Source organism: Rhodopseudomonas sp. BR0C11, assembly GCF_010820945.1.
Taxonomy (GTDB): Bacteria; Pseudomonadota; Alphaproteobacteria; order Rhizobiales; family Xanthobacteraceae; genus Rhodopseudomonas; species Rhodopseudomonas palustris_H.
Genome location: NZ_QTKI01000014.1, coordinates 1 through 20,539 on the forward strand (window position 1 = coordinate 1; position 20,539 = coordinate 20,539).

Annotated in this window: 22 protein-coding genes; 13 read left to right on the plus strand and 9 right to left on the minus strand. The window is 65.5% G+C overall.

Annotated elements, in window-relative coordinates:
- Window positions 1–290 precede the first annotated feature (290 nt).
- Window positions 291–590, plus strand: a complete 300-nt coding sequence (locus DYI24_RS02710; protein ID WP_164571169.1) for a DUF1244 domain-containing protein — start codon at window positions 291–293, stop codon at window positions 588–590.
- Between the two features lie 186 nt (window positions 591–776).
- A complete protein-coding gene (locus DYI24_RS02715) occupies window positions 777–1,049 on the plus strand; it encodes a DUF2312 domain-containing protein (RefSeq protein WP_012497443.1) in 273 nt (90 codons plus the stop codon).
- Between the two features lie 127 nt (window positions 1,050–1,176).
- Here the strand turns inward: DYI24_RS02715 and mepK are convergent, their stop codons facing one another.
- The 4 genes from mepK to DYI24_RS02735 all read right to left on the minus strand — a co-directional run bounded on the left by mepK (window position 1,177) and on the right by DYI24_RS02735 (window position 7,906).
- A complete protein-coding gene (gene mepK / locus DYI24_RS02720) occupies window positions 1,177–2,814 on the minus strand; it encodes a peptidoglycan L,D-endopeptidase MepK (RefSeq protein ID WP_164571179.1) in 1,638 nt (545 codons plus the stop codon).
- A gap of 321 nt (window positions 2,815–3,135) precedes the next feature.
- Window positions 3,136–5,331 (minus strand): L,D-transpeptidase family protein, encoded by a 2,196-nt coding sequence (locus tag DYI24_RS02725; protein ID WP_164571170.1) that lies wholly within the window; start codon window positions 5,329–5,331, stop codon window positions 3,136–3,138.
- Between the two features lie 356 nt (window positions 5,332–5,687).
- The gene (locus DYI24_RS02730) at window positions 5,688–7,175 is read right to left on the minus strand and encodes a sigma-54-dependent transcriptional regulator (protein WP_164571171.1); all 1,488 of its coding nucleotides are present in this window, start codon (window positions 7,173–7,175) and stop codon (window positions 5,688–5,690) included.
- 95 nt (window positions 7,176–7,270) lie between these two features.
- A complete protein-coding gene (locus DYI24_RS02735) occupies window positions 7,271–7,906 on the minus strand; it encodes a TerC family protein (protein ID WP_107346716.1) in 636 nt (211 codons plus the stop codon).
- A gap of 366 nt (window positions 7,907–8,272) precedes the next feature.
- Between DYI24_RS02735 and DYI24_RS02740 the strand changes: the two genes are divergently transcribed.
- From DYI24_RS02740 to DYI24_RS02770, 7 genes are all read left to right on the plus strand, one after another.
- Complete coding sequence (locus tag DYI24_RS02740; protein WP_164571172.1) at window positions 8,273–10,189, plus strand: M3 family oligoendopeptidase; 1,917 nt, start codon at window positions 8,273–8,275, stop codon at window positions 10,187–10,189.
- Between the two features lie 129 nt (window positions 10,190–10,318).
- The gene (locus DYI24_RS02745; protein ID WP_107345791.1) at window positions 10,319–10,543 is read left to right on the plus strand and encodes an AbrB/MazE/SpoVT family DNA-binding domain-containing protein; all 225 of its coding nucleotides are present in this window, start codon (window positions 10,319–10,321) and stop codon (window positions 10,541–10,543) included.
- Between the two features lie 10 nt (window positions 10,544–10,553).
- Window positions 10,554–10,946 carry a type II toxin-antitoxin system death-on-curing family toxin gene (locus DYI24_RS02750; protein WP_107345790.1) on the plus strand — a complete coding sequence of 131 codons (393 nt, stop codon included), beginning with the start codon at window positions 10,554–10,556 and terminating at the stop codon, window positions 10,944–10,946.
- 286 nt (window positions 10,947–11,232) lie between these two features.
- A complete protein-coding gene (locus tag DYI24_RS02755; protein ID WP_011159718.1) occupies window positions 11,233–11,385 on the plus strand; it encodes an aa3-type cytochrome c oxidase subunit IV in 153 nt (50 codons plus the stop codon).
- Window positions 11,386–11,580: 195 nt separating this feature from the next.
- On the plus strand, window positions 11,581–12,708 hold the full coding sequence (locus tag DYI24_RS02760; RefSeq protein ID WP_107356777.1) for a Re/Si-specific NAD(P)(+) transhydrogenase subunit alpha: 1,128 nt from the start codon (window positions 11,581–11,583) through the stop codon (window positions 12,706–12,708).
- A 25-nt stretch (window positions 12,709–12,733) separates the two neighbouring features.
- A complete protein-coding gene (locus tag DYI24_RS02765; protein ID WP_022722381.1) occupies window positions 12,734–13,057 on the plus strand; it encodes a proton-translocating transhydrogenase family protein in 324 nt (107 codons plus the stop codon).
- A gap of 13 nt (window positions 13,058–13,070) precedes the next feature.
- On the plus strand, window positions 13,071–14,474 hold the full coding sequence (locus DYI24_RS02770; protein ID WP_107356776.1) for an NAD(P)(+) transhydrogenase (Re/Si-specific) subunit beta: 1,404 nt from the start codon (window positions 13,071–13,073) through the stop codon (window positions 14,472–14,474).
- Window positions 14,475–14,656: 182 nt separating this feature from the next.
- Here the strand turns inward: DYI24_RS02770 and DYI24_RS02775 are convergent, their stop codons facing one another.
- Window positions 14,657–15,031, minus strand: coding sequence for a VOC family protein (locus tag DYI24_RS02775; RefSeq protein ID WP_107346715.1), 375 nt, complete (start codon window positions 15,029–15,031; stop codon window positions 14,657–14,659).
- Between the two features lie 204 nt (window positions 15,032–15,235).
- On the opposite strand from DYI24_RS02775, the gene DYI24_RS02780 reads away from it, so the two are divergent.
- Together DYI24_RS02780 and DYI24_RS02785 are read left to right on the plus strand one after the other, a co-directional pair.
- Window positions 15,236–15,523, plus strand: a complete 288-nt coding sequence (locus DYI24_RS02780) for a cupin domain-containing protein (protein ID WP_011159713.1) — start codon at window positions 15,236–15,238, stop codon at window positions 15,521–15,523.
- Window positions 15,524–15,672: 149 nt separating this feature from the next.
- Complete coding sequence (locus DYI24_RS02785; protein WP_164571173.1) at window positions 15,673–16,551, plus strand: hypothetical protein; 879 nt, start codon at window positions 15,673–15,675, stop codon at window positions 16,549–16,551.
- A gap of 174 nt (window positions 16,552–16,725) precedes the next feature.
- On the opposite strand, the gene rpsU is transcribed toward DYI24_RS02785, so the two are convergent.
- From rpsU to purE, 3 genes are all read right to left on the minus strand, one after another.
- On the minus strand, window positions 16,726–16,989 hold the full coding sequence (gene rpsU, locus DYI24_RS02790) for a 30S ribosomal protein S21 (RefSeq protein WP_013504042.1): 264 nt from the start codon (window positions 16,987–16,989) through the stop codon (window positions 16,726–16,728).
- Between the two features lie 156 nt (window positions 16,990–17,145).
- Window positions 17,146–18,246 carry a 5-(carboxyamino)imidazole ribonucleotide synthase gene (locus DYI24_RS02795; RefSeq protein WP_164571174.1) on the minus strand — a complete coding sequence of 367 codons (1,101 nt, stop codon included), beginning with the start codon at window positions 18,244–18,246 and terminating at the stop codon, window positions 17,146–17,148.
- Entirely contained in the window at window positions 18,243–18,731 is a 489-nt protein-coding gene (gene purE / locus DYI24_RS02800) for a 5-(carboxyamino)imidazole ribonucleotide mutase (protein WP_107345785.1), read from the minus strand. Before purE ends, DYI24_RS02795 begins: the two co-directional genes overlap by 4 nt.
- Before the next feature lie 152 nt (window positions 18,732–18,883).
- Here purE and DYI24_RS02805 point away from each other — a divergent pair, with 152 nt between their 5' ends.
- On the plus strand, window positions 18,884–19,627 hold the full coding sequence (locus DYI24_RS02805) for a GGDEF domain-containing protein (protein WP_164571175.1): 744 nt from the start codon (window positions 18,884–18,886) through the stop codon (window positions 19,625–19,627).
- Here the strand turns inward: DYI24_RS02805 and DYI24_RS02810 are convergent.
- A complete protein-coding gene (locus DYI24_RS02810; RefSeq protein ID WP_012497433.1) occupies window positions 19,617–19,823 on the minus strand; it encodes a YdcH family protein in 207 nt (68 codons plus the stop codon). The genes DYI24_RS02805 and DYI24_RS02810 overlap by 11 nt on opposite strands.
- Window positions 19,824–20,181: 358 nt before the next feature.
- Between DYI24_RS02810 and DYI24_RS02815 the strand changes: the two genes are divergently transcribed.
- The gene (locus DYI24_RS02815; protein ID WP_107346713.1) at window positions 20,182–20,364 is read left to right on the plus strand and encodes a YdcH family protein; all 183 of its coding nucleotides are present in this window, start codon (window positions 20,182–20,184) and stop codon (window positions 20,362–20,364) included.
- The last annotated feature ends 175 nt before the right edge of the window (window positions 20,365–20,539 follow it).

Sequence of the window (20,539 nt, forward strand, 5' to 3'; positions counted from 1 at the left end):
CTGCCGCACAGCAGCGCGCCGAAGGCCAGCGCCGCCGTCACGGCGGCCGCGGGCCGGGACCAGATATGCCGGAAAGGGAGGGAATCTGTGATGATCATGCAGCCAAGCTATACCAATTTGCTGATGATTTCGCGTGACAGGGGCGGCCTGTCAACGGCGGCGCCGCCGCGGGCGGTCTGCCCGGCAGCGGGCTCGCCGCGCGGCGGAGTCGGCTGTACCCCCCAGATGTGGCAAAATCTCAGCCCGTCCCCATCTGGGGAAGACCGCAAAGCCCGAGCAGAGGTGACCGTATGGACGACAGCACCCGGACCGAACTGGAAGCGGCGGCGTTTCGCCGTCTGGTGGCGCATCTGCGCGAACGCCCCGACGTCCAGAACATCGACCTGATGAATCTCGCCGGGTTCTGTCGCAACTGTCTGTCGAACTGGCTGAAGGACGCTGCAGATGCGCAAGGCGTCGCACTGAGCCGGGACGAGAGCCGCGAGGCGGTGTACGGCATGCCATACGAAGCCTGGAAGGCGAAGTATCAGAGCGCTGCCACGCCGGGCCAGGTCGAAGCGTTCAAGAAATCTCACCCGCACAGTCACTGACGCGGCGCCGGCACGCCGCGCATCAAGGCGCAATTTCGGCGCCGGCGATTTCCGCTGTGGGTCGCTGTGGATGGGCGTGATGCCCCTTGACGGGAGGCGCCGCGGCGAAGAGTGTCCGGCGCAGATGCGGCGCGCGAGGCGACCGCCCCGCCGCTTTTTCCAATCATTATCTGCCAGGAGTGCACGATGGCCACCTCCGCTGCCGCCGTCCAAGAGGATCCCGCGACCAATTTCGCCAAGGACCAGCTTCGGGCGATCATCGAGCGGATCGAACGTCTCGAGGAAGAGAAGAAGACAATCTCCGACGACATCCGCGACGTCTATGCGGAGGCCAAGGGCAACGGCTTCGACGTCAAGGCGCTGCGCACCATCGTGCGCATGCGCAAGCAGGACGCCAACGAACGCGCCGAGCAGGAGACCATCCTGGAAACCTACATGCAGGCGCTCGGGATGCTCTGAGGCCGCCTGCGGTCTGTTGCTGCCGCCGGATCGGCCCGCAATGGCTGCCGGTCTGGTGAGGCGCCAAAACAAAAAATGCCCGGGACCAGCCCGGGCATTTTTTTCAAATCTGATCCTGCCGCAGAGATCAGCGGGACGCGTCGCCCGGAAATGCCGTGGTGGTCAGCGTCGCCACCGCCGAGCCGCTGAAAGCGTCGGCATAGAGGCCCGGCTGCGGATCGTCGGCGAAGCTGGTGGCCAGTGTCGCCTCGGGCTTGGCCAGATAGCCGCTCAGCAACGTCATGTCGGGATCGCCGATCACGGTGGCGGCGGTGTGCATCGCCCGCGGCATCAGGATCATGGCGCGGATCCAAACGTCGTTGTCGCGGCTGCCGGCAGCGGCGAGACGCGCCGAGGTTGCAATCACCGTTTTGCCCTGACCGGACGACTTGCCGATCACGCTGTCGACCTTGCCCGATACCGCGGCGTGCCGCTGCAGCGATGCGCGCGTCGGCGGCAGCGGGGCGCTGGCGGTCACGACGTGCGGATGGCGGGTTTGGGCGTGCTGGGAGGAATTGTCCTGCGCCATCGGCGCGTAGGCCAGCGCGTTCATCGCTGCGGCCTGTTCGGATTTGTCGGCGGCGGCCAGTGCCTGGCGGGCGCTGATGGCGGCGACCTGGGCCGGGCTTGCCTGCTTCGGCGCCACCGGAATGTCGTCCCAGAACCCGCGGGCGTTGATGATGTCGGCCGGGCTCTGCGGCTTGGTGTCGGCGGTCTTCGACTCCGCCGTCTTCGGCTCCGCAGTCTTGGCCTCGGCCTTGGCGGCCTCTGCCTTGGCAGCTTGGGCTGGACGCGGCGCCGGCAGTACGACGTCGCCGGCGGAGGCGAGCTGGATGGCGCCGGCCGGTTTGGCGCGCGGCATCGGCACCGGATCGCTGGAGCCGACGTCGGCCGGCTTCACCCCGGCCGCAGCCGCAACGGCATCGGCGGCCGCAACCTTGATGTCGGCCATCGGCTTGGCACCGGACGGTGCCGCCGTCGCGGCGGCTTCGTCCTCGTCGTCACGCGACTTGCCGCCGAACAGCGCGGCCAGGAAGTTGCTCTTGGCCGGGGCGACGGTGCTGCCGTCGCGACGCTTCTCGATGTCCGCCAGCGCCAGCTCGTAGCCACGCAGCGGCTTGCCGTTGGACGGGATGTGGACGGTGCGGCCGTCCGGGAACACGCGGGCAAGCTGGTCGGGGGTCATCCGCGGCCAGTGCCGGATACCGCCGGTATCGAGATGGACGAAGGGCGAGCCGGAGGTCGGATAGAACCCGACGCCGCCGCGCTGCAGCCGCAGGCCGGCAAACCGGATCTGCTCCAGCGCCACGCCCGGGATGAAGAAGTCCATCGCGTGGCCCTGCATGTGCTGGCTGTGGCGCGCCACACCCGAGGAGCGGCGGCGCAGCATGGCATTGGTGGCAGGGGAGCGGTAGGCGGAGATGATCTGGATAGGCTGTTTGGCGTCGACGTCCCGGTACACTTCCCACAGGATGTCGAACAGTTGGCGGTCCATCACGGTCTGTTCCTGGGACCGCCAGTCGCGCAGGAAATGATTGAGCTGCTTCAGCGCGTCTTCGTCGTAACGGCCGCTGCGCTTGAAGGTGACAGTGAGGCTTTCGCCCGAATGGGTGTGATGGAACGACAGGGTCCGGCTGTCGCCGACCGCGGATGCGTCGTGGACCGAGCCGGCGCCCGCCAGCAGCAATGCCGTCGTCAGTACGGCGCCGTAACCGGCCCTGGGCATCGACAGTGATTTGAGACGGCGCGAAAGTGCAGCCAGCACGAAAACAGCCCCACCAATGGTCGACCAACAAACCCTGCCCGCGAACCCCAAGTCAGCGTGGCAGGGCGACGTGCCGTTACCGAAGTTAGCGATCCGGAAACGGCGTCCGTGACCCCAAGTCGATCATCAACCTTAACCCTCTGACTATGGCGAAATCGAGCCCGGTGCCGCAATCTAGATGGAGGATGGTTAATGTGAGTTAACAAACAAGGGCCCGCCTCGCGGCGAGCCCTTGATAACATTCAACTACTTTTCGAGTCCGAAGCTGGACGCGGTTACTGATCAGCGGGCGTAAACCCGGCGCTGATTGCGCTGAGCCGGCTGCTGTTGACGCGGCTGCGGGCCGCCGAACAGGTTCTCCAGGAACGAGAACGGGCTCGACGAGGCTCCCGACGAGCCGGTGTAGTCGCCGGCGACACTGACGCCGTCGGGTAGCCGGGTCGGGCGGGTGTAGTTCGGCTGGGCGTGGGCTACCACCGCTTCGAGGTTCTTGCCCTTATCGTTCTTCAGCAGGGCCAGCATCGTCGCGTCGCGGCCGTACACGTCCTTGCGGAGCTGCAGCTTGCCGGCGTCGTCAACGAATGCGGTCTGATACGTGATGTTGACCGGGATCGGGGTCGGGAACTTCAGATCGACTTCGCTGCGGCCGTACATCGCCCGGACCTTGGCCGGGGTGTAGTCCTTCTCCGGCATCGCGATGTTCAGCAGCGTCGACGCATACACGTCCGGGTTCTGCACCCGCATGCAGCCGTGGCTGAACGCGCGCTCTTCGCGGGCGAACAGGTTCTTGTCCGGGGTGTCGTGCTGATACACCAGGAACTTGTTCGGGAAGTTGAAGCGGATGCGGCCGAGGGCGTTGGCTTCGCCCGGCGGCTGCGAGATATGGATCGAGCCGTCGCGATTACGCTCGAGCTTCAGACCCATGCGGTCGAGCACGGTCGGATCCTGCTGCAACGCCGGCAGATACTCGTTGTAGATGATCGACGGCGGGACGTTCCAGGTCGGGTTGACGGTGATGTACTTCATCGTCTCCGTCAGCAGCGGGGTGGCGTGCTTGCCCGGCTTGCCGGTGACGACGCGGGTCGTCCACACTTCGGCGCCGTGCTGCATCACCTTCAGCGTGTAGTCCGGAATGTTGAGGATCACATAGGCATCGCCGAGCGACGGCGCGCCGAGATCACGCGGCAGCCAGCGCCAGCGCTCCATGTTGACGATGATGGTGTCGATGGTGCGGTCGCGCTTCGGCGTGTTCAGCGCCTTCACCGTGCGCTCGTCGAGCACGCCGGTCGCCTTGAGGTCGGCGTGGTCCTGGAATTTCCGCACCGCCGCCGCGACCGTCGCGTCGTAGGTGGTGCTGTCCGGGTTTTCGGCGACGCCGAGGCGGGCCCGCAGCTGCGGCACGCGCGGATCGTCCATCTTCACTTCGGCGCGCTTCTTGCGGGCCGGCTGATAGCGCAGCGCCTCGCCGTCGGCGATCTTGATCACCGGCTTGTCGCCTTCGCCGCGCAGTTCGGCGAGCTTCTTCTTCAGCTCGCGATACAGCTTGTGCGGCGGGTTGTAGCGGTCGAGCGCCGGGGACGCGTCGGCGGCCGTGGTGACCTTCGCCAGCACCTGGGCCGGATCGATCGGATGCTCCGGATACTGGATGTCGGCCGACACCTGCGACCAGTGCATCCGGCCGCTCTGCGCCTGACGCGCATAGTCCATCATGCTCTCGGTGAGCCGCAGCTCGGCTTCGGCGAGCGCCTCGGGCGAGGTCGCGGCGCTGAAGCTCGGCACCGGATAGTCCTCCGGATCGAGGCCGTCGGCGGCGGCGTCCTTCAGACGCGCGATCACACCCTTGGCCTGCGCGGTCAGCGCGCCGGCCTTGGTCCACACCGGCGCGTAGTCGCGGGTCTCGTAGAACTTCTCGACCGCGCTGCGCTCGGCCTTGCGGTCGAAGTAGCGCGACGCGCTCTTGGCGAGCAGATCGCGAAGCTGGTCGGCCACCGGCTGGTCGGCCGACGCAACCGTGCTGGCGGGCTTCTGCGGTTCGGCCGGCTTGGTGGTCGTCGCCTGATCGGTCGCCGGCGCGGCGGGGACGGCGGCAGGAGCGGTGGCGGTTGCCGCCGGAGCTTCCGTCTTGGGCTCGGCTGCGGGCGCAGTTGCCGCGGTGTCTTTGCTCGGCTCGGGCGCAGCCGGCGCCGGGGTGGCGGCAATGTCCTTGGCGGGCTCGGCAGGTGCCGGAGCGGCAGCAATGTCGGGCTTGGCGGTGGCGTCGGGTTTGGCGGCAGGGGTCTCGGGCTTGAAGTCTCCGACCGAGGGCGGCGGCAGATCGACCGGGCTCGGCACGGGCACGGCGGCATCGATCGCGAGATCCGCGGGCGACCGCGTCGGCGACTGCGCCAGGACGGAGGTCGCCGACACGGTGAGGAAGGTCGCCGCGACGGCCATCAGCACGCCTTCGAAACCGCGGCGTCCAGTCGAGTGATCTCGCATTCGTCTACCCCTTGGGAAAGCTGCCCGGCCGGCAGTTCGTGACTTGAAGTTTGGTTCTCGAGTGTCAGGGCACCCGCTCGCGGATCGGCACGCGGCCGATCTCACGTCTCAGTCGGAGGATACACAGGCCCGGTTCGAGCGGCCAGCATCGGCCGGGCAGACTCACGACAAACTGACCCCAGTTGCTGTTGGCTCAGGGCGGTCAGTGGCTTGTGCCACGGGTCGCCCTGGTTGTCTGTCACTATCGCGCCACGGTTCAAAAGGTTCCGCGAATCAGCGATCCGCAGGCCGCCATGCGGCAGCCACATTCGGTCCTTGGGGGCCGCGAAAACCTACAGGGCGCCGCGTAGTCCTCGTTATCGCGCCTCGGCCTGCGCGGCGCGCTCGGCTTCGATCTCGTCGAGTTTGCGATACAGCGTCGAGCGGCCGATCTTCAGCCGCCGCGCCACTTCGGACATCTGACCGCGATAATGCGAGATCGCGAACCGGATGATCTCGCGTTCCATTTCGTCGAGCGGACGCACTTCGTCATCCGCGGTCAGCATCGACAGATTGCCGACGCTCGGCAGCGGCGCGATCGGCACTTCGCTTGCGGCGACGAATTGCGGCTCGCTGCGTTCGATCACCAGCGGCTCGCCGGTTGTATCTTCTGCAGGCACGACCGACGGCGCGATCGCCAGCGGGAAGTCGGCGAGGCCGAGCTGATCGCCGTCGCTCATCACCACGGCGCGGTACACCGCGTTTTCGAGCTGGCGGATGTTGCCGGGCCAGTCGAGCTGCGCCAGCCGCGCCATCGCTTCGCCGGTGATTCCGCCGATGCTGCGCTTCTCTTCGGCGCAGAACCGCATCAGGAAATGCCGCAGCAGCGGCGGAATGTCTTCGCGGCGGGTCCGCAGTGGCGGGATCGTCAGCGGCAGCACGTGCAGCCGATAGAACAGATCCTCCCGGAAATGGCCCGCCTTCACCCGGTCGAGCAACCGGCGGTTGGTGGCCGAGATGATGCGGACATCGACCTTGATCGGCCGGCGACCGCCGACCGCTTCGACCGCGCCTTCCTGCAGCGCGCGCAGCAGCTTGACCTGCGCCGTCAGCGGCAGCTCGCTGACCTCGTCGAGAAACAGCGTGCCGCCGGAGGCTTCGACGAACTTGCCGTCGTGGCGCTCGGTGGCGCCGGTGAATGCGCCTTTCTCGTGGCCGAACAGAATCGACTCGACGAGATTGTCGGGGATCGCGCCGCAGTTCACGGCGACGAACGGCTTGGCCCGGCGGTCGCTGGAGCCGTGGATGGCGCGTGCGAACAGCTCCTTGCCGACGCCGGATTCGCCTTCGATCAGCACCGGGATCGCAGAGCCGGCAGCCTTTTCGGCGGCGCGCAGCACCGGCGCCATCGCCTCGCTGCGCGTGATGATATCTGAGAACGTCAGCCGGCCTTCGCGGGCATGGCGGATGCGCTGCAGCTCGCCCTTCATCGCGCTGGCATTCAGCGCATTGCGCAGCGACACCTGCAGGCGCTCGATGCCGACCGGCTTGACGACGAAGTCGTGCGCGCCCGCACGCATCGCCGACACCACATTGTCGATGCCGCCGTGTGCGGTCTGCACGATCACCGGGACGTCGAGTCCGCTGGCGCGAATCTTCGACAGCACGCCGAGTCCATCGAGTCCGGGCATCACCAGATCGAGCACCACGGCGTCGATTGCCGGTGCATCGGGCGCGGTCAGGGCTTCTACCGCAGCGTCGCCGCTATCGACCGAAATCGCCTCATAGCCGCACTTCTGCACCATGTTCTCGACCAGCCGACGCTGTACTGCATCGTCGTCGGCGATCAGAATACGCTCAACCATTACTCGCTACTGCCTCAACCCGAACTGTCCCGAATTGGTGCAGGATTGCGACGAATGCGTTAACGCTTGGTGAAAATGCAGATGGTTATCCGCTGTTATCCGAAGGCGTGCGGCCAGATCTCGAGCGCGCCGCGATAGATCATGTCGCCTGCCACATAGAGAATGATGGCGAGGCCGATATAGGCGATCCAGCGGTGCTTATGCAGCAGCCGTGCGATGAAGCTGGCGGCGAGACCCATCAGCGCGATCGACAGGGCGAGGCCGAACACCAGAATCACCGGATGCTCACGTGCCGCGCCGGCCACCGCCAGGACGTTGTCGAGCGACATCGACACGTCGGCCAGCGTGATCTGCCACACCGCCTGCGCCATGGTCTTGGTCGGAGCGCCGGTTGCCGCACCGCCGTCGCCTTCGAGCGCATCGACATCTTCCGGCGGGTTGCGCAGCTCGCGCCACATCTTCCAGCACACCCACAGCAGCAGCACGCCGCCGGCGAGCAGCAGCCCGATGATTTGCAGAAGCTGCACGGTGACACTGGCGAAGGCGATGCGGAGCGCGGTGGCGACCACGATGCCGATCAGGATCGCCTTACCGCGCTGCTCTTTTGGCAGCCCGGCAGCGGCGAGGCCGATGACGACGGCGTTGTCGCCGGCGAGCACCAGGTCGATCATCACGACCTGGGCGAATGCGGTGAGGCCTTCGGGAGTGAAGATTGCGAGAAAGTCGGTCATCGGGCGCTCCGTGAGCGTCCAGTCCGACATCACAGTTCAGACGAACTGCCAGAGGGGCCCGGTCCAGGACGTGGTGCATGCGGCGCAGTCAAAAGACTGCGTCAGATCGCTTGCGTCAGCGCCGATACCATCACCAGACCGCACGATGGTCAATCGCCGCACGGTCAGAGCCGAACTGTTCGGGAACGAACGCTTTGCAGCGGTGTCGTAATCCTGCCGCCAAGCTCGATCAAGGCGGCGAGGGGCTGTTCGAGCCGCGCTGCCTTGTCGCAGGGCGGCTCCCCTTGAAGGAAACTGTGACTTGCGAAGCCGGTGACGGAGCTAGTAGCGTTTCGCAAGGCAAATCGCACGCGATCTGAAAGCACCATGGCGAAATCTGCGACCTCCCGTACCGCAAAGTCCTCTTCCCGCAAGTCCACCCCCGCCAAGCCAGCACCGCGCAAGGCCGCGCCCAGCAAGGCGAAAGCGGCCAAGACCGCGGCCGCGGGACGGAAGACCGCAAGCAAGCCGGCGAAACTGCCCGAGTGGAATCTGACGGATCTGTATCCGGCGATCGACTCGCCGGAGGTCGCCGCCGATCTCGATCGGCTCGATGCGGAATGCGCTTCGTTCGAAGCCGACTTCAAGGGCCGGCTGGCCGAAGAGACCGCGAAGGACGGCGGCGCGCTGTGGCTCGCCGGCGCGGTCAAGCGTTATGAAGCGATCGAGGATTTGGCCGGCCGGCTCGGTTCCTATGCGGGCTTGGTCCACGCCGGCGACAGCGTCGATCCGGTGAAGTCGAAATTCTATGGCGATGTTTCCGAGCGCCTGACTGCCGCCTCGGTGCATCTGCTGTTCTTCACTCTCGAACTCAACCGCGTCGACGACGCGGTGCTCGAGACTGCGATGCAGACTCCCGAACTCGGCCACTACCGGCCGTGGATCGAGGATCTGCGCAAGGACAAGCCGTATCAGCTCGAAGACCGCATCGAGCAGCTGTTCCACGAAAAGTCGCAGACCGGCTACGGCGCGTTCAACCGGCTGTTCGACCAGACCATCTCGTCGCTGCGCTTCAAGGTCGGCGGCAAGGAACTGGCGATCGAGCCCACGCTGAACCTGATGCAGGATCGTGCGCCCGAAAAGCGCAAGGCGGCAGCCGAGGCCTTGGCCAAGACCTTCAAGGCGAATGAGCGCACCTTCGCGCTGATCACCAACACGCTCGCCAAGGACAAGGAAATTTCCGACCGTTGGCGCGGCTTTGAAGACGTGGCGGACAGCCGCCACCTCGCCAACCGGGTCGAGCGCGAAGTGGTCGATGCGCTGGTCGCCTCGGTGCGCGCTGCGTATCCGAAGCTGTCGCACCGCTACTACAAGCTGAAGGCCGGTTGGTTCAAAAAGAAGAAGCTGCCCTATTGGGACCGCAACGCGCCGCTGCCGTTCGCCGCGACCGGCACGATCGCCTGGCCGGAAGCCCGCAACATGGTGCTGACCGCCTACAAGGCGTTCTCGCCGGAGATGGCGCAGATCGCCGAGCGGTTCTTCACCGATCGCTGGATCGACGCCCCGGTGCGGCCGGGCAAGGCGCCGGGCGCATTTTCGCATCCGACCACGCCGTCGGCGCATCCCTATGTGCTGATGAACTATCAGGGCAAGCCGCGGGACGTGATGACGCTCGCCCACGAACTCGGCCACGGCGTGCACCAGGTGCTGGCCGCCAAGAACGGCGCGCTGATGGCGCCGACGCCGCTGACACTGGCCGAGACCGCCAGCGTGTTCGGCGAAATGCTGACCTTCCGCCGTCTGCTGACCCAGACCAAGGACCGCAAGCAGCGTCAGGCGCTGCTCGCCGGCAAGGTCGAGGACATGATCAACACGGTGGTCCGGCAGATCGCGTTCTATTCGTTCGAGCGGGCGGTCCACACCGAGCGCCGCACCGGCGAGCTGACCGCGCAGCGGATCGGGGAGATCTGGCTGTCGGTGCAGGGTGAGAGCCTGGGCCCGGCGATCGAGATCAAGCCGGGCTACGAGAGCTTCTGGATGTACATCCCGCACTTCATCCATTCGCCCTTCTACGTTTACGCCTATGCGTTCGGCGATTGTCTGGTGAACTCGCTCTATGCGGTCTACGAGCACGCCCAGGAAGGCTTCGCCGAGCGCTATCTGGCGATGCTGTCGGCGGGCGGAACCAAGCATTATTCGGAACTGCTGGCCCCGTTCGGCCTCGACGCCAAGAACCCCAGCTTCTGGGACGGCGGCTTGTCGGTGATCGCCGGCATGATCGACGAGCTGGAGGCGATGGGTTAGGGCGGTCCAGCGGCGTAAACGTTTGTTGAACGGAACGGCAAGGCGCGTTATACGTTTGTATAACGCGCCTTGTTCGTTGCCGGGCGTGCGAGGCTTAGGCCGGCGCATTCTGGGAAAGATTGGATCGCGATGAAGATCGAAATCAAGAAGATTGGGAATTCCGACGGCTTGTTGCTGCCGAAGGAACTGATGCAGCGCCTCGATCTCAAGCGTGGGCAGGAACTGCACATCACCGAATTGCCCGGCGGCGGATTCCAGGCGTTGCCGTACGACCCCGACTTCGAGCGAACGATGGCAATCGCCGACGAGGTCATGGAGAAGTACAAGGACACGCTGGCTGCCCTCGCCAAATGAGGAGCTTTCGATGGGCGAGCCTGTCGAGCCGAGCTGGATCACCTACGAGCAGGCGATCGCGATGCATGCCAGACAGCTGCGCCGATTTGGCGGCGCGCCGGGGCTGCGCGACGAGGGCATGCTGCGGTCGGCGCTCGAACGTCCCATCAACAAATGGCAGTATGAGCACTGCGATCTGCCGGAGCTTGCCTCCGCCTATGCGTTCGGGCTGGCCAAGAATCACGCCTTCGTTGATGGCAACAAGCGGATCGCCTTCATGGCGATGGTCGTCTTTCTGGCCAAGAACGGCATCGTCTTCGAACCTGCTCCCGCCCATGCGACCATGATCATCCTTGCCCTCGCGGCCGGCGAAGTCAGCGAAGCCAGCCTGACGCGCTGGATCAGGGACAACTGGCCGGCCTGACGTGCGGTCGACGGTCGTGTCGTCACTTCGAGCGTGCGATCACCTCGTCACCAAGTCACGATTGGTCCGTTGCGCGGAATAATCAGTCGTCGCTTGTTGCAATCGCCTCGTAACAGCTTGTTCTAATCGTTTGTTGCGATCACACTGCACCAGCGATCGGTGATGGCGGCCTAGACTTTGGAATGAACCCAAACTGGCTAGGCTAACAATTGCTGCGGTGCCGTTGCCCTCGCAATAAGATTGCGCTAATTGCATCCCCCACTTCTCGAAGATGTCGGAGAGACGAATGGCAGAGCACCACGAGTTTGCCTACACGACTGCCGATGGCAACGACTACGCCGCGCATGAGCAGACCTATGAAGGGTTCATCAAGCTCGTGAAGTACGGCACCGCCGCCGTCATCGTGATCGTCGCCCTCATGGGCATTTTCCTGACTTGATCTGTGCTGGAGTGCGCCGTTACACGCGGCGCTCTCTCGGAGAACGCCCCGGCAAAGTGGAGTCCGGTTTGTCGTCCGGACGTTCTCCAAACAAATAAGTAAGCGCGCATCCCGGTCCCAAAACCGGTCCCACTTTTGCGGGGTGCGCGCATATCTCGCTCGCTCACGCGCGTGCTTCGCGCCGCCGGAGGCTCCATGAAGATTGCTGTTGCCAAAGAACAAGATCCCGCCGAGCCGCGCGTCGCGGCGACGCCCGACACGGTCAAGAAGCTGAAAGCTCTCGGCGCCGAAGTCGCGGTCGAGCCGGGCGCGGGCCTCAAGTCCGGCCTGCCGGATTCCGATTTCACTGCCGCCGGGGCCACCGTATCCGCCGACGCTCTGAAGGACGCCGATGTCGTCTTCAAGGTGAAGCGTCCGGAGGCGTCCGAACTCGCCAGCTATAAGCGCGGTGCGCTGGTGCTGGCGATCATGGACCCGTACGGCAATGACGCTGCGCTGAAGAGCATGGCGGATGCCGGCATTGCCGCCTTCGCGATGGAGCTGATGCCCCGCATCACCCGCGCCCAGGTCATGGACGTGCTGTCGAGCCAGGCCAACCTCGCGGGCTATCGCGCCGTGATCGACGGCGCTGAAACGTTCGGCCGGGCCATGCCGATGATGATGACCGCGGCCGGCACCGTTCCGGCGGCGAAGGTGTTCATCATGGGCGTCGGCGTTGCCGGTCTGCAGGCGATTGCCACCGCGCGCCGTCTCGGCGCCATCGTCACCGCGACCGACGTGCGTCCCGCCACCAAGGAGCAGGTCGAATCGCTGGGCGCCAAGTTCCTCGCCGTCGAAGACGAGGAGTTCAAGAACGCCCAGACCGCCGGCGGCTACGCCAAGGAAATGTCGAAAGAGTATCAGGCCAAGCAGGCCGCTCTGACTGCCGAGCACATCAAGAAGCAGGACATCGTCATCACCACCGCGCTGATTCCCGGCCGGCCCGCGCCGCGCCTGGTCACCGCCGAGATGGTGAAGTCGATGAAGCCCGGCTCGGTGCTGGTCGACCTCGCGGTCGAACGCGGCGGCAACGTCGAGGGCGCGGTCCCCGGCCAGATCGTCGAGACCAACGGCGTCAAGATCGTCGGTTACACCAACGTCGCCGGCCGCGTCGCGGCGTCGGCTTCGGCCCTTTATGCGCGCAATCTGCTGAGCTTCTTCGAGACCATGGTCAACAAGGAGAAGGCGCTGGCGGTGAATTGGGACGACGAACTGGTGAAGGCCACCGCGCTGACGCGCGACGGCGCCGTCGTTCATCCGAACTTCCAGCCCAAGTCGGCGTGAGCGCGACCGCTTAAGGAGAGTTGCTATGGAGCATATGGTTCAAGCGGTCGATCCGTTCGTGTTTCGGCTGTCGATTTTCGTCCTTGCCGTGTTCGTCGGCTACTTCGTGGTGTGGTCGGTGACCCCCGCGCTGCACACGCCGCTGATGTCGGTGACCAACGCGATCTCGTCGGTGATCGTGGTCGGTGCGCTGCTCGCGGTCGGCGTGTCGCTGGTCGGTAGCGACAACGGTCCGCTGTGGGCGCGCGGCTTCGGCTTCGTCGCGCTGATCTTCGCATGTATCAACATCTTCGGCGGCTTCCTTGTCACCCAGCGCATGCTGGCGATGTACAAGAAGAAGCAGAAGTGAGTAGGGGCCGTCGATGAGCGCCAATCTTTCCGCATTTCTGTATCTGATCGCAGGCGTCCTATTCATTCTGGCGCTGCGCGGTCTGTCGTCTCCGGCCACCAGCCGTCAGGGCAACCTGATGGGCATGAGCGGCATGGCGATCGCCATTGCCACCACGCTGGCCGGCCATCCGCCGGCCGATCTGCTCGGCTGGGTGCTGGTGATCGCCGGCATCGCGATCGGCGGCGCCATTGGCGCGGTCATCGCCAAGAAGGTGCCGATGACCTCGATGCCCGAGCTGGTCGCCGCCTTCCACTCGCTGGTCGGTATGGCCGCGGTGCTGGTCGCCGCCGGTGCGTTCTATGCGCCGGGTGCGTTCGACATCGGCGAGCCGGGCAACATCCACGCCCAGAGCCTCGTTGAAATGTCGCTCGGCGTTGCCATCGGCGCGCTGACCTTCACCGGTTCGGTGATCGCGTTCCTGAAGCTGTCGGGCCGCATGAGCGGCGCGCCGATCCTGCTGCCGGCACGGCACGTGGTGAACATCGCGCTCGGCGTCATCATGTTCGCGGCGATCATCTACATGGTGATCACGCAGAGCGAGGTCGCCTTCTGGGTGATCACCGGCGTCGCATTGCTGCTCGGCATCCTGATCATCGTCCCGATCGGCGGCGCCGACATGCCGGTGGTGATCTCGATGCTCAACTCCTATTCGGGGTGGGCAGCGGCCGGCATCGGCTTCACGCTCGGCAACTCGGCGCTGATCATCACCGGCGCGCTGGTCGGCTCCTCGGGTGCGATTCTGTCCTACATCATGTGTAAGGGCATGAACCGCTCGTTCATCTCGGTCATCCTCGGCGGCTTCGGCGGTGAAACCGCGGCGGCCGGCGGTGGCGGCGGTGAACAGCGCCCGGCCAAGCTCGGCTCGGCCGACGACGCGGCCTTCATCATGAAGAACGCCTCGAAGGTCATCATCGTGCCGGGTTACGGCATGGCGGTGGCTCAGGCTCAGCACGCGCTGCGTGAAATGGCCGACTCGCTGAAGAAGGAAGGCGTCGAGGTGAAGTACGCGATTCACCCGGTCGCCGGCCGTATGCCGGGCCACATGAACGTGCTGCTCGCCGAAGCCAACGTGCCGTACGACGAAGTGTTCGAACTCGAGGACATCAACTCGGAGTTCGCGCAGGCCGACGTCGCGTTCGTGATCGGCGCCAACGACGTCACCAACCCGGCGGCCGAAGAGGATCCGTCCTCGCCGATCTACGGCATGCCGGTGCTGCAGGTGTGGAAGGCCGGCACCGTGATGTTCATCAAGCGGTCGCTCGCCTCCGGCTACGCCGGCATCGACAATCCGCTGTTCTATCGCGACAACACCATGATGCTGCTCGGCGACGCCAAGAAGATGACCGAGAACATCGTCAAGGCGATGGCGCACTAACCGCCGACGCCTGCCCAAAACGAAACGCCCGGCCGCAAGGCCGGGCGTTTTTGTTTGGGTCCAGACCCACTATCCACGTCATCGCCGGGCTCGTCCCGGCCATCCACGTCTTGCTGCGCGTCGACGCCGAAAGACGTGGATGCCCGGCACAGGGCCGGGCATGACGGAGGTTGGTGTAAGCCTCACATCCGGTGCATGACGCAGAGCTTGTTGCCGTCCGGGTCGCGCAGGTAGGCGAGGTACAGCTTCATGTCGCCCATCGCGCGGATGCCGGGCGGGTCTTCGCACGTCGTGCCGCCGGCGGCGACGCCGGCCGCGTGCCAGGCGTCGGCCTCTTCCGGGGACTTCGCCACGAAGCCGATCGTGCCGCCATTGGCGGCAGTCGCCGGTTCGCCATTGATCGGCTTGCTGACCGCGAAGGTGCCGGTCTTGGTACGGTAGAAGATGCGATGACGATCGACCATCGCCGGCGGCACGCCGAGGGTGCCGAGCAGTTTGTCGTAGAAGTCCTTCGCCGCTTCGAGATTGTTGGTGCCGATCATGACGTGTGAAAACATGGCGTTCCCCGTGTGCTCCTTGGTGTTTTTCACCCTGAGGGTGCCCGCCAACTATACCGATCCGATGCCACCTGGCGATACCGCCCGAGCATCAGCTGCGCCGATTGTACGCATGGCGCTGGGCCTGGATCGCCGGATGTCGGGCAAGGTGATTGATGGTATCCGTGTCTTAGTTGGCAGCGTTCTGCCCGGAGAAGGGACGTCATGACGGTTGCGGCGAAATCCGAGATTCAGATCGACAACGACGAGGTGCGGGTTACCGAGTGGCGGCTGCCGCCGGGCTCGGCGACCGGTCACCACACCCACGGCATGGACTACGTCGTGGTGCCGATGGCCGACGGCGAGATGACCATCGTGGCGCCGGACGGGACGCGCTCGCTGGCCCAGCTCAAGACCGGCCGCTCCTACGCCCGCAAGGCCGGTGTCCAACACGATGTCCGCAACGAATCCACAGCCGAAATCGTGTTTCTCGAGATTGAATTGAAAGCTTAACCTCTCGTTAAGCGGCAGGGCCCAGCTTCGCCTCGCGGCCCGCTCGGTGGCGCACCGAACACCTCGTTCCGATGCCACCGATCGGTCGCAGTTGATCCCTCAATCAGCCTCAAACTTCCAGCATCACACGTGCGGGGAAGAGGCCGGCCATGCTGAAATTCATCACCGAAAAACTGCTCGGGCAGATTCTGCCGTCGGTGGTCGCGACCGTGATCGCCGCCTACGTCGTGAATCAGTACATCGTCGCCAGGCCCGACGCGCCGCCCCCGGCCGCCCCCGCGACACAGCAACTCGATACCACCAAGGCCGTTAAGCCGGCCGAGCCGGTCGCCGTCGCGCTGCCGGCGGAGGCTGCTCGGTCCGAGCCGACCCGGAGCGAGCCGCTCAAGGTCAAGCTCGGCGCCGATAAGATCTCCACCGAGAAGGCCACGGCCGACAAGCCCGCCGACCGCCCAGTGGGACGGCACCAGATCACCGTGCACGACAACAAGGCGGCCGCCCCGTCCAAGCCGGTCAGCACCGCGTCCGCGACGCCGGAGCCGGTCAAGGTGCCGGAGGAGCGCAGCGAGCCCGCGCGCGATCCCAACGAGCTCGTCAGGGCCGCCGTCGAGCGCCTCCGTGCGTCGGCGCCCGCAGAGGCGCCTCGGGCCACCGAAACGCTGGGGCGTGCGCCTGAGCCGCTGAAGGTGCCTGAGCCGCCGCGTGCCCAGGAGCCGCCGCGGCAGCAGGAAGCCGCGCGCGTCATCGCTCCGGCATTACCGCCGGCCGTCAACGTCGCACCGACCAATGTGTCGATTGCGCCCTATGCCAATCCGCCGGCAACCACCGCCTCGGTGCCGGCCAGCCGCCGCCCGGCCGATTCGATTGACCTGCGCGACAGCGATCAGCACCCGCCGACCCCGCCGGCCGATATTCCGGGCGCACGCGCGGATGCGTCCAGCGACGGCAACGCCGCCCGCAAGCCGTCGGTCGCGGAGGATGTGTTGTTCACCGCCAAGTCGGTGATCCACTCGGTCCTGCCGCGGTAGTAACGACCGTGATATCCACAGTCATGAATGCCCGGGCGTCGCCCCGGGCATTTTGTTGTGTGGGGCAGGTCGTCGATCGAGCGCCAAGCAGCACCGAAAGAAGCAACAACGAAAAACGCGGGCCCGGGGCCCGCGTTCTTCAAACTCAGTTCGCTTCGTCGCCGAAAGGCGCGATCAGCGCGCCGCTGCGGCCGGACGGCGATCCGCGCCGAAAGCCGGCTTCGGCTTGCTCGGCAGCAGGCCTTCGCGCTGCAGCTTCTTGCGGGCGAGCTTGCGGGCGCGGCGTACGGCTTCCGCCTTCTCGCGCGCCTTCTTCTCGGACGGCTTCTCGTAATGTCCGCGCAGCTTCATCTCGCGGAAAATCCCCTCGCGCTGCATCTTCTTCTTCAGCGCCTTGAGGGCTTGATCGACGTTGTTATCGCGAACGAGAACCTGCACGCGGCATCCTCTTCAGAGTGATCGGATCGGAATTTATCGGATTAGGCGGGGCCGACAACGGCCAGGCCCTCCACCTAGAGGGCGCCCATGTACCAGATCGGGCCGGCAATGTCCACCTGACGCGACAATTAAGTTTTGCGACGTTGGTCGGTTCCGTCAGCGTTTTCCCGGCTCGACCACCGTGACATGGCCCATCTTGCGGCCGGGCAAGGCATGGCGCTTGCCGTAGAGGTGCACGGTCGCCCCGGGAACAGTCAGCCAGCGGGTATAGTCGTGAACATCGGCGCCGATCAGGTTGGTCATGGTCACCGCGCCATGCCGCACCGGCTCCGCGAGCGGCCAGCCGGCGATCGCGCGGATGTGCTGCTCGAACTGCGAGACCGAGGCGCCGTCCAGCGTCCAGTGCCCGGAATTATGCACCCGGGGAGCGATCTCGTTGACCAGCACCTTCGGGCCGTCCGCGCCGGCCACCACGAACATCTCGACCCCGAGCACGCCGACATAGCCGAGCGCATCGGCGATCGTCTTGGCGATCCGGCGAGCCTCGCTCGCCACCGCGTCGGGGATCGCCGCCGGAGCCTTGGAAACTTTGAGAATGTGGTCGCGGTGCTCGTTTTCGGTGACGTCGTAGCTCACCACCTGGCCATCGACGCCGCGCGCGGCGATCACCGAGATCTCGCGCTCGAACGGCACGAAGGCCTCCAGAATCGCGGCCCGCGTCTCCAGGCTGGCCCAGGCCGCTTCCGGATCGTCGCCCGGGCGCAGCATGACCTGTCCCTTGCCGTCGTAGCCGAACCGCCGGGTCTTCAGCACCGCGGGCAGGCCGAGCCGGGCGACTGCGTCGCGCAGCGTCTGCGGCGAGGTGACGTCCGCATAGCCGGCGGTGCCGATGCCGAGCTTGGACACGAAGTCCTTCTCGGCCAAGCGGTCCTGGGTGGTTTCCAGGATGGTTTGGTTCGGCAGCACCGGTTTGCGCGCCGCCAGGACCAGAGCGGCGGAAGCCGGCACGTTCTCGAACTCGTAGGTGATGACGTCGACGTCCGAGGCAAACGATTCCAGCGCTTCGACATCGGCGTATTCGGCGCAGGTGCCGTTCTGCACTACATCGAACGCTGGCGAATCCGGGTCGGGCGAGAATATCTGGCACTTCAGCCCGAGCCGGGCCGCGGCGAGCGCCAGCATCCGGCCGAGCTGGCCGCCGCCGAGAATGCCGATGGTATCACCGGGCTTCAGCGGTTCACGGCGGGATGCGCTCACGCTGCGCCCTCCGGCCGGGCCGCGACCGAATCGGTCTGCGCCTTGCGCCATGCCGCCAGCCGCGTCGCCAGGTCGGAATCGGTCAGCGCCAGCACGCTCGCGGCGAGCAGGGCCGCGTTGATCGCGCCGGCCTTGCCAATCGCCAGGGTGCCGACCGGGATGCCGGCCGGCATCTGCACGATCGAATACAGCGAATCCAGGCCCGACATCGTCTTGGATTCCACCGGCACGCCGAACACCGGCAGCTCCGTCAGCGCCGCGGTCATCCCCGGCAGATGCGCAGCCCCACCGGCGCCGGCAATGACAATGCGGTAACCCGCTGCCTTTGCGCCTTTGGCGAAGGTATAGAGACGGTCGGGGGTGCGGTGCGCGGAAACGATCTGGGCGTCATGGGCGACGCCAAGGGCGGTCAGGGTGTCGGCGGCATGCCGCATCGTCTCCCAGTCCGACTGGCTGCCCATGATGATCGCGACGGGAGCTGTCATTCAAACGATTCTTTCGAGCGATTCTGTCGTGAATCCAGAAACATAGGTGGGGATTATAGGAACGCCAGCCGCTCCGGCCAAGGCGTTCGGAATGCACTATCCTTTCTTGGTGAAGAGCGGCAAGTGTTGTGGCGGTTCTCCGGCTGATTCTGATGAAAAAGAAGCCCATCCGCCCCTCATCCGCCCGTCGGTCCGTCGACCGCGGGACCCCGAAACCTGCCGCCAAGAAGCGAAAACTGCCGCCTGCCGGGCCGCGTCCGGCCCCGGCGACGCCGCGGGCCCAGGTTGCCGGGGGGCGGCTGCCGGCCGATCCCCAGCTCAAGATCCGCCGGCTGAAGGCCCAACTGGCCGCCGCTCTGGCCGAGATCGACGTGCTGCGCGCGTCGGCTGAAACCGACTTCCTGCTCGGCATCGCCAATCGCCGCGGCTTCGAGCGCGAGCTCGGCCGGGCGCTGGCCTACATCAAGCGCTACGGCGCCGGCGGGGCGCTGATCATGCTGGATGTCGACCGGCTGAAGCCGGTCAATGACACCCTCGGCCATGCCGCCGGCGACGTCGTGCTGAAGGCGGTGACCGAAGCGCTGCTGCGCCACGTCCGGGCGTCCGATCTGATCGGCCGCCTCGGCGGCGACGAGTTCGCCTTGCTGTTGTGGAATCTCGACGAAACCGACGCGCGCGCCAAAGCGCTCGGCTTGGAGACGGCGGTCGACGAGCTTGCGATCCGCTACGGCGATCAAACGATCGAGGTCGGAATCTCCGCCGGCGTTGCGATGCTGACGCCGGAGATGGACGCGGCCGAAGCGTTCGCCGTTGCCGATCAGGCGATGTACGCCCGCAAGGCAGAGCGCCGCGCGGCGTCGGCTGCCAAGACGTCGGCTGCCAAGATCAAGCGATGATGTCGGGCGTAATCTGATCTTCGATGAAGGCGATGCGATCACGCAGCGCCAGCTTGCGCTTCTTCAGTCGCTGCAGACGCAACAGATCGGGCGCAGGCGAATGGTGCAGCGCATCGATCGCGGCGTCGAGATCGCGGTGCTCTTGTTGCAGCTTAGCCAGCTCGGCACCGAGGTCGCCCTCGTCTTCGTCGGTCATGATCAGTGTCGGCTTGAACCGGTTCGCGAAGCGCGGCCCGGTTGCGGAGGAATGTCGATCAGTTCGCCGTCATTATCGCCTTTGCGGCGTTGCGAGCAAGCGGTGCGTCCGCGCATCGTGCGGCGTACGACCTTCGTCAGGTGAATAATTCTAAAACCCGCGTTCGGACATTCGATGCTTTCGCGGAAACCCCTCATCCTCGGGCGTTTGCGGGGATGAACTGATCGTGCTCACGAATCGTTTCGTGAGGCGCGAAATTATGACGCGGATATTTCAAGACCTATCGACAGACGCCACCAGAGATGTACACTTCCTCGTCCGGATGGAAACTCAGTCTCATCAAAAGAGGAGGTTTCGTATGGCAATTCAGGCGCATCTCGTCGAACTGGAACGCAAGCACAAAGTTCTGGAGACCGAATTGCACAACGCTCTCGCCCATCCTTCTACGGACGACGTGCGTATTGCCGAGCTGAAACGTCGCAAGCTCATGGTCCGGGATCAAATCGCGAAACTGAAGCAAACCAAGACCAGCGTACACTGACCTCCCTCACTGCACTGCAGCAAGGCTGCCCCTCGCTGACGTCCGCATCGATGATGCCGACGACGTGATGGCGACAGCTCCGGGACATCATTCACCTCTGACGCCGAAGAGCCTTCCGGGCGGCGCCAGAGGGGATTTGAAGTCCCAATCTCCAGGTGATTGACGCCGGTCACAG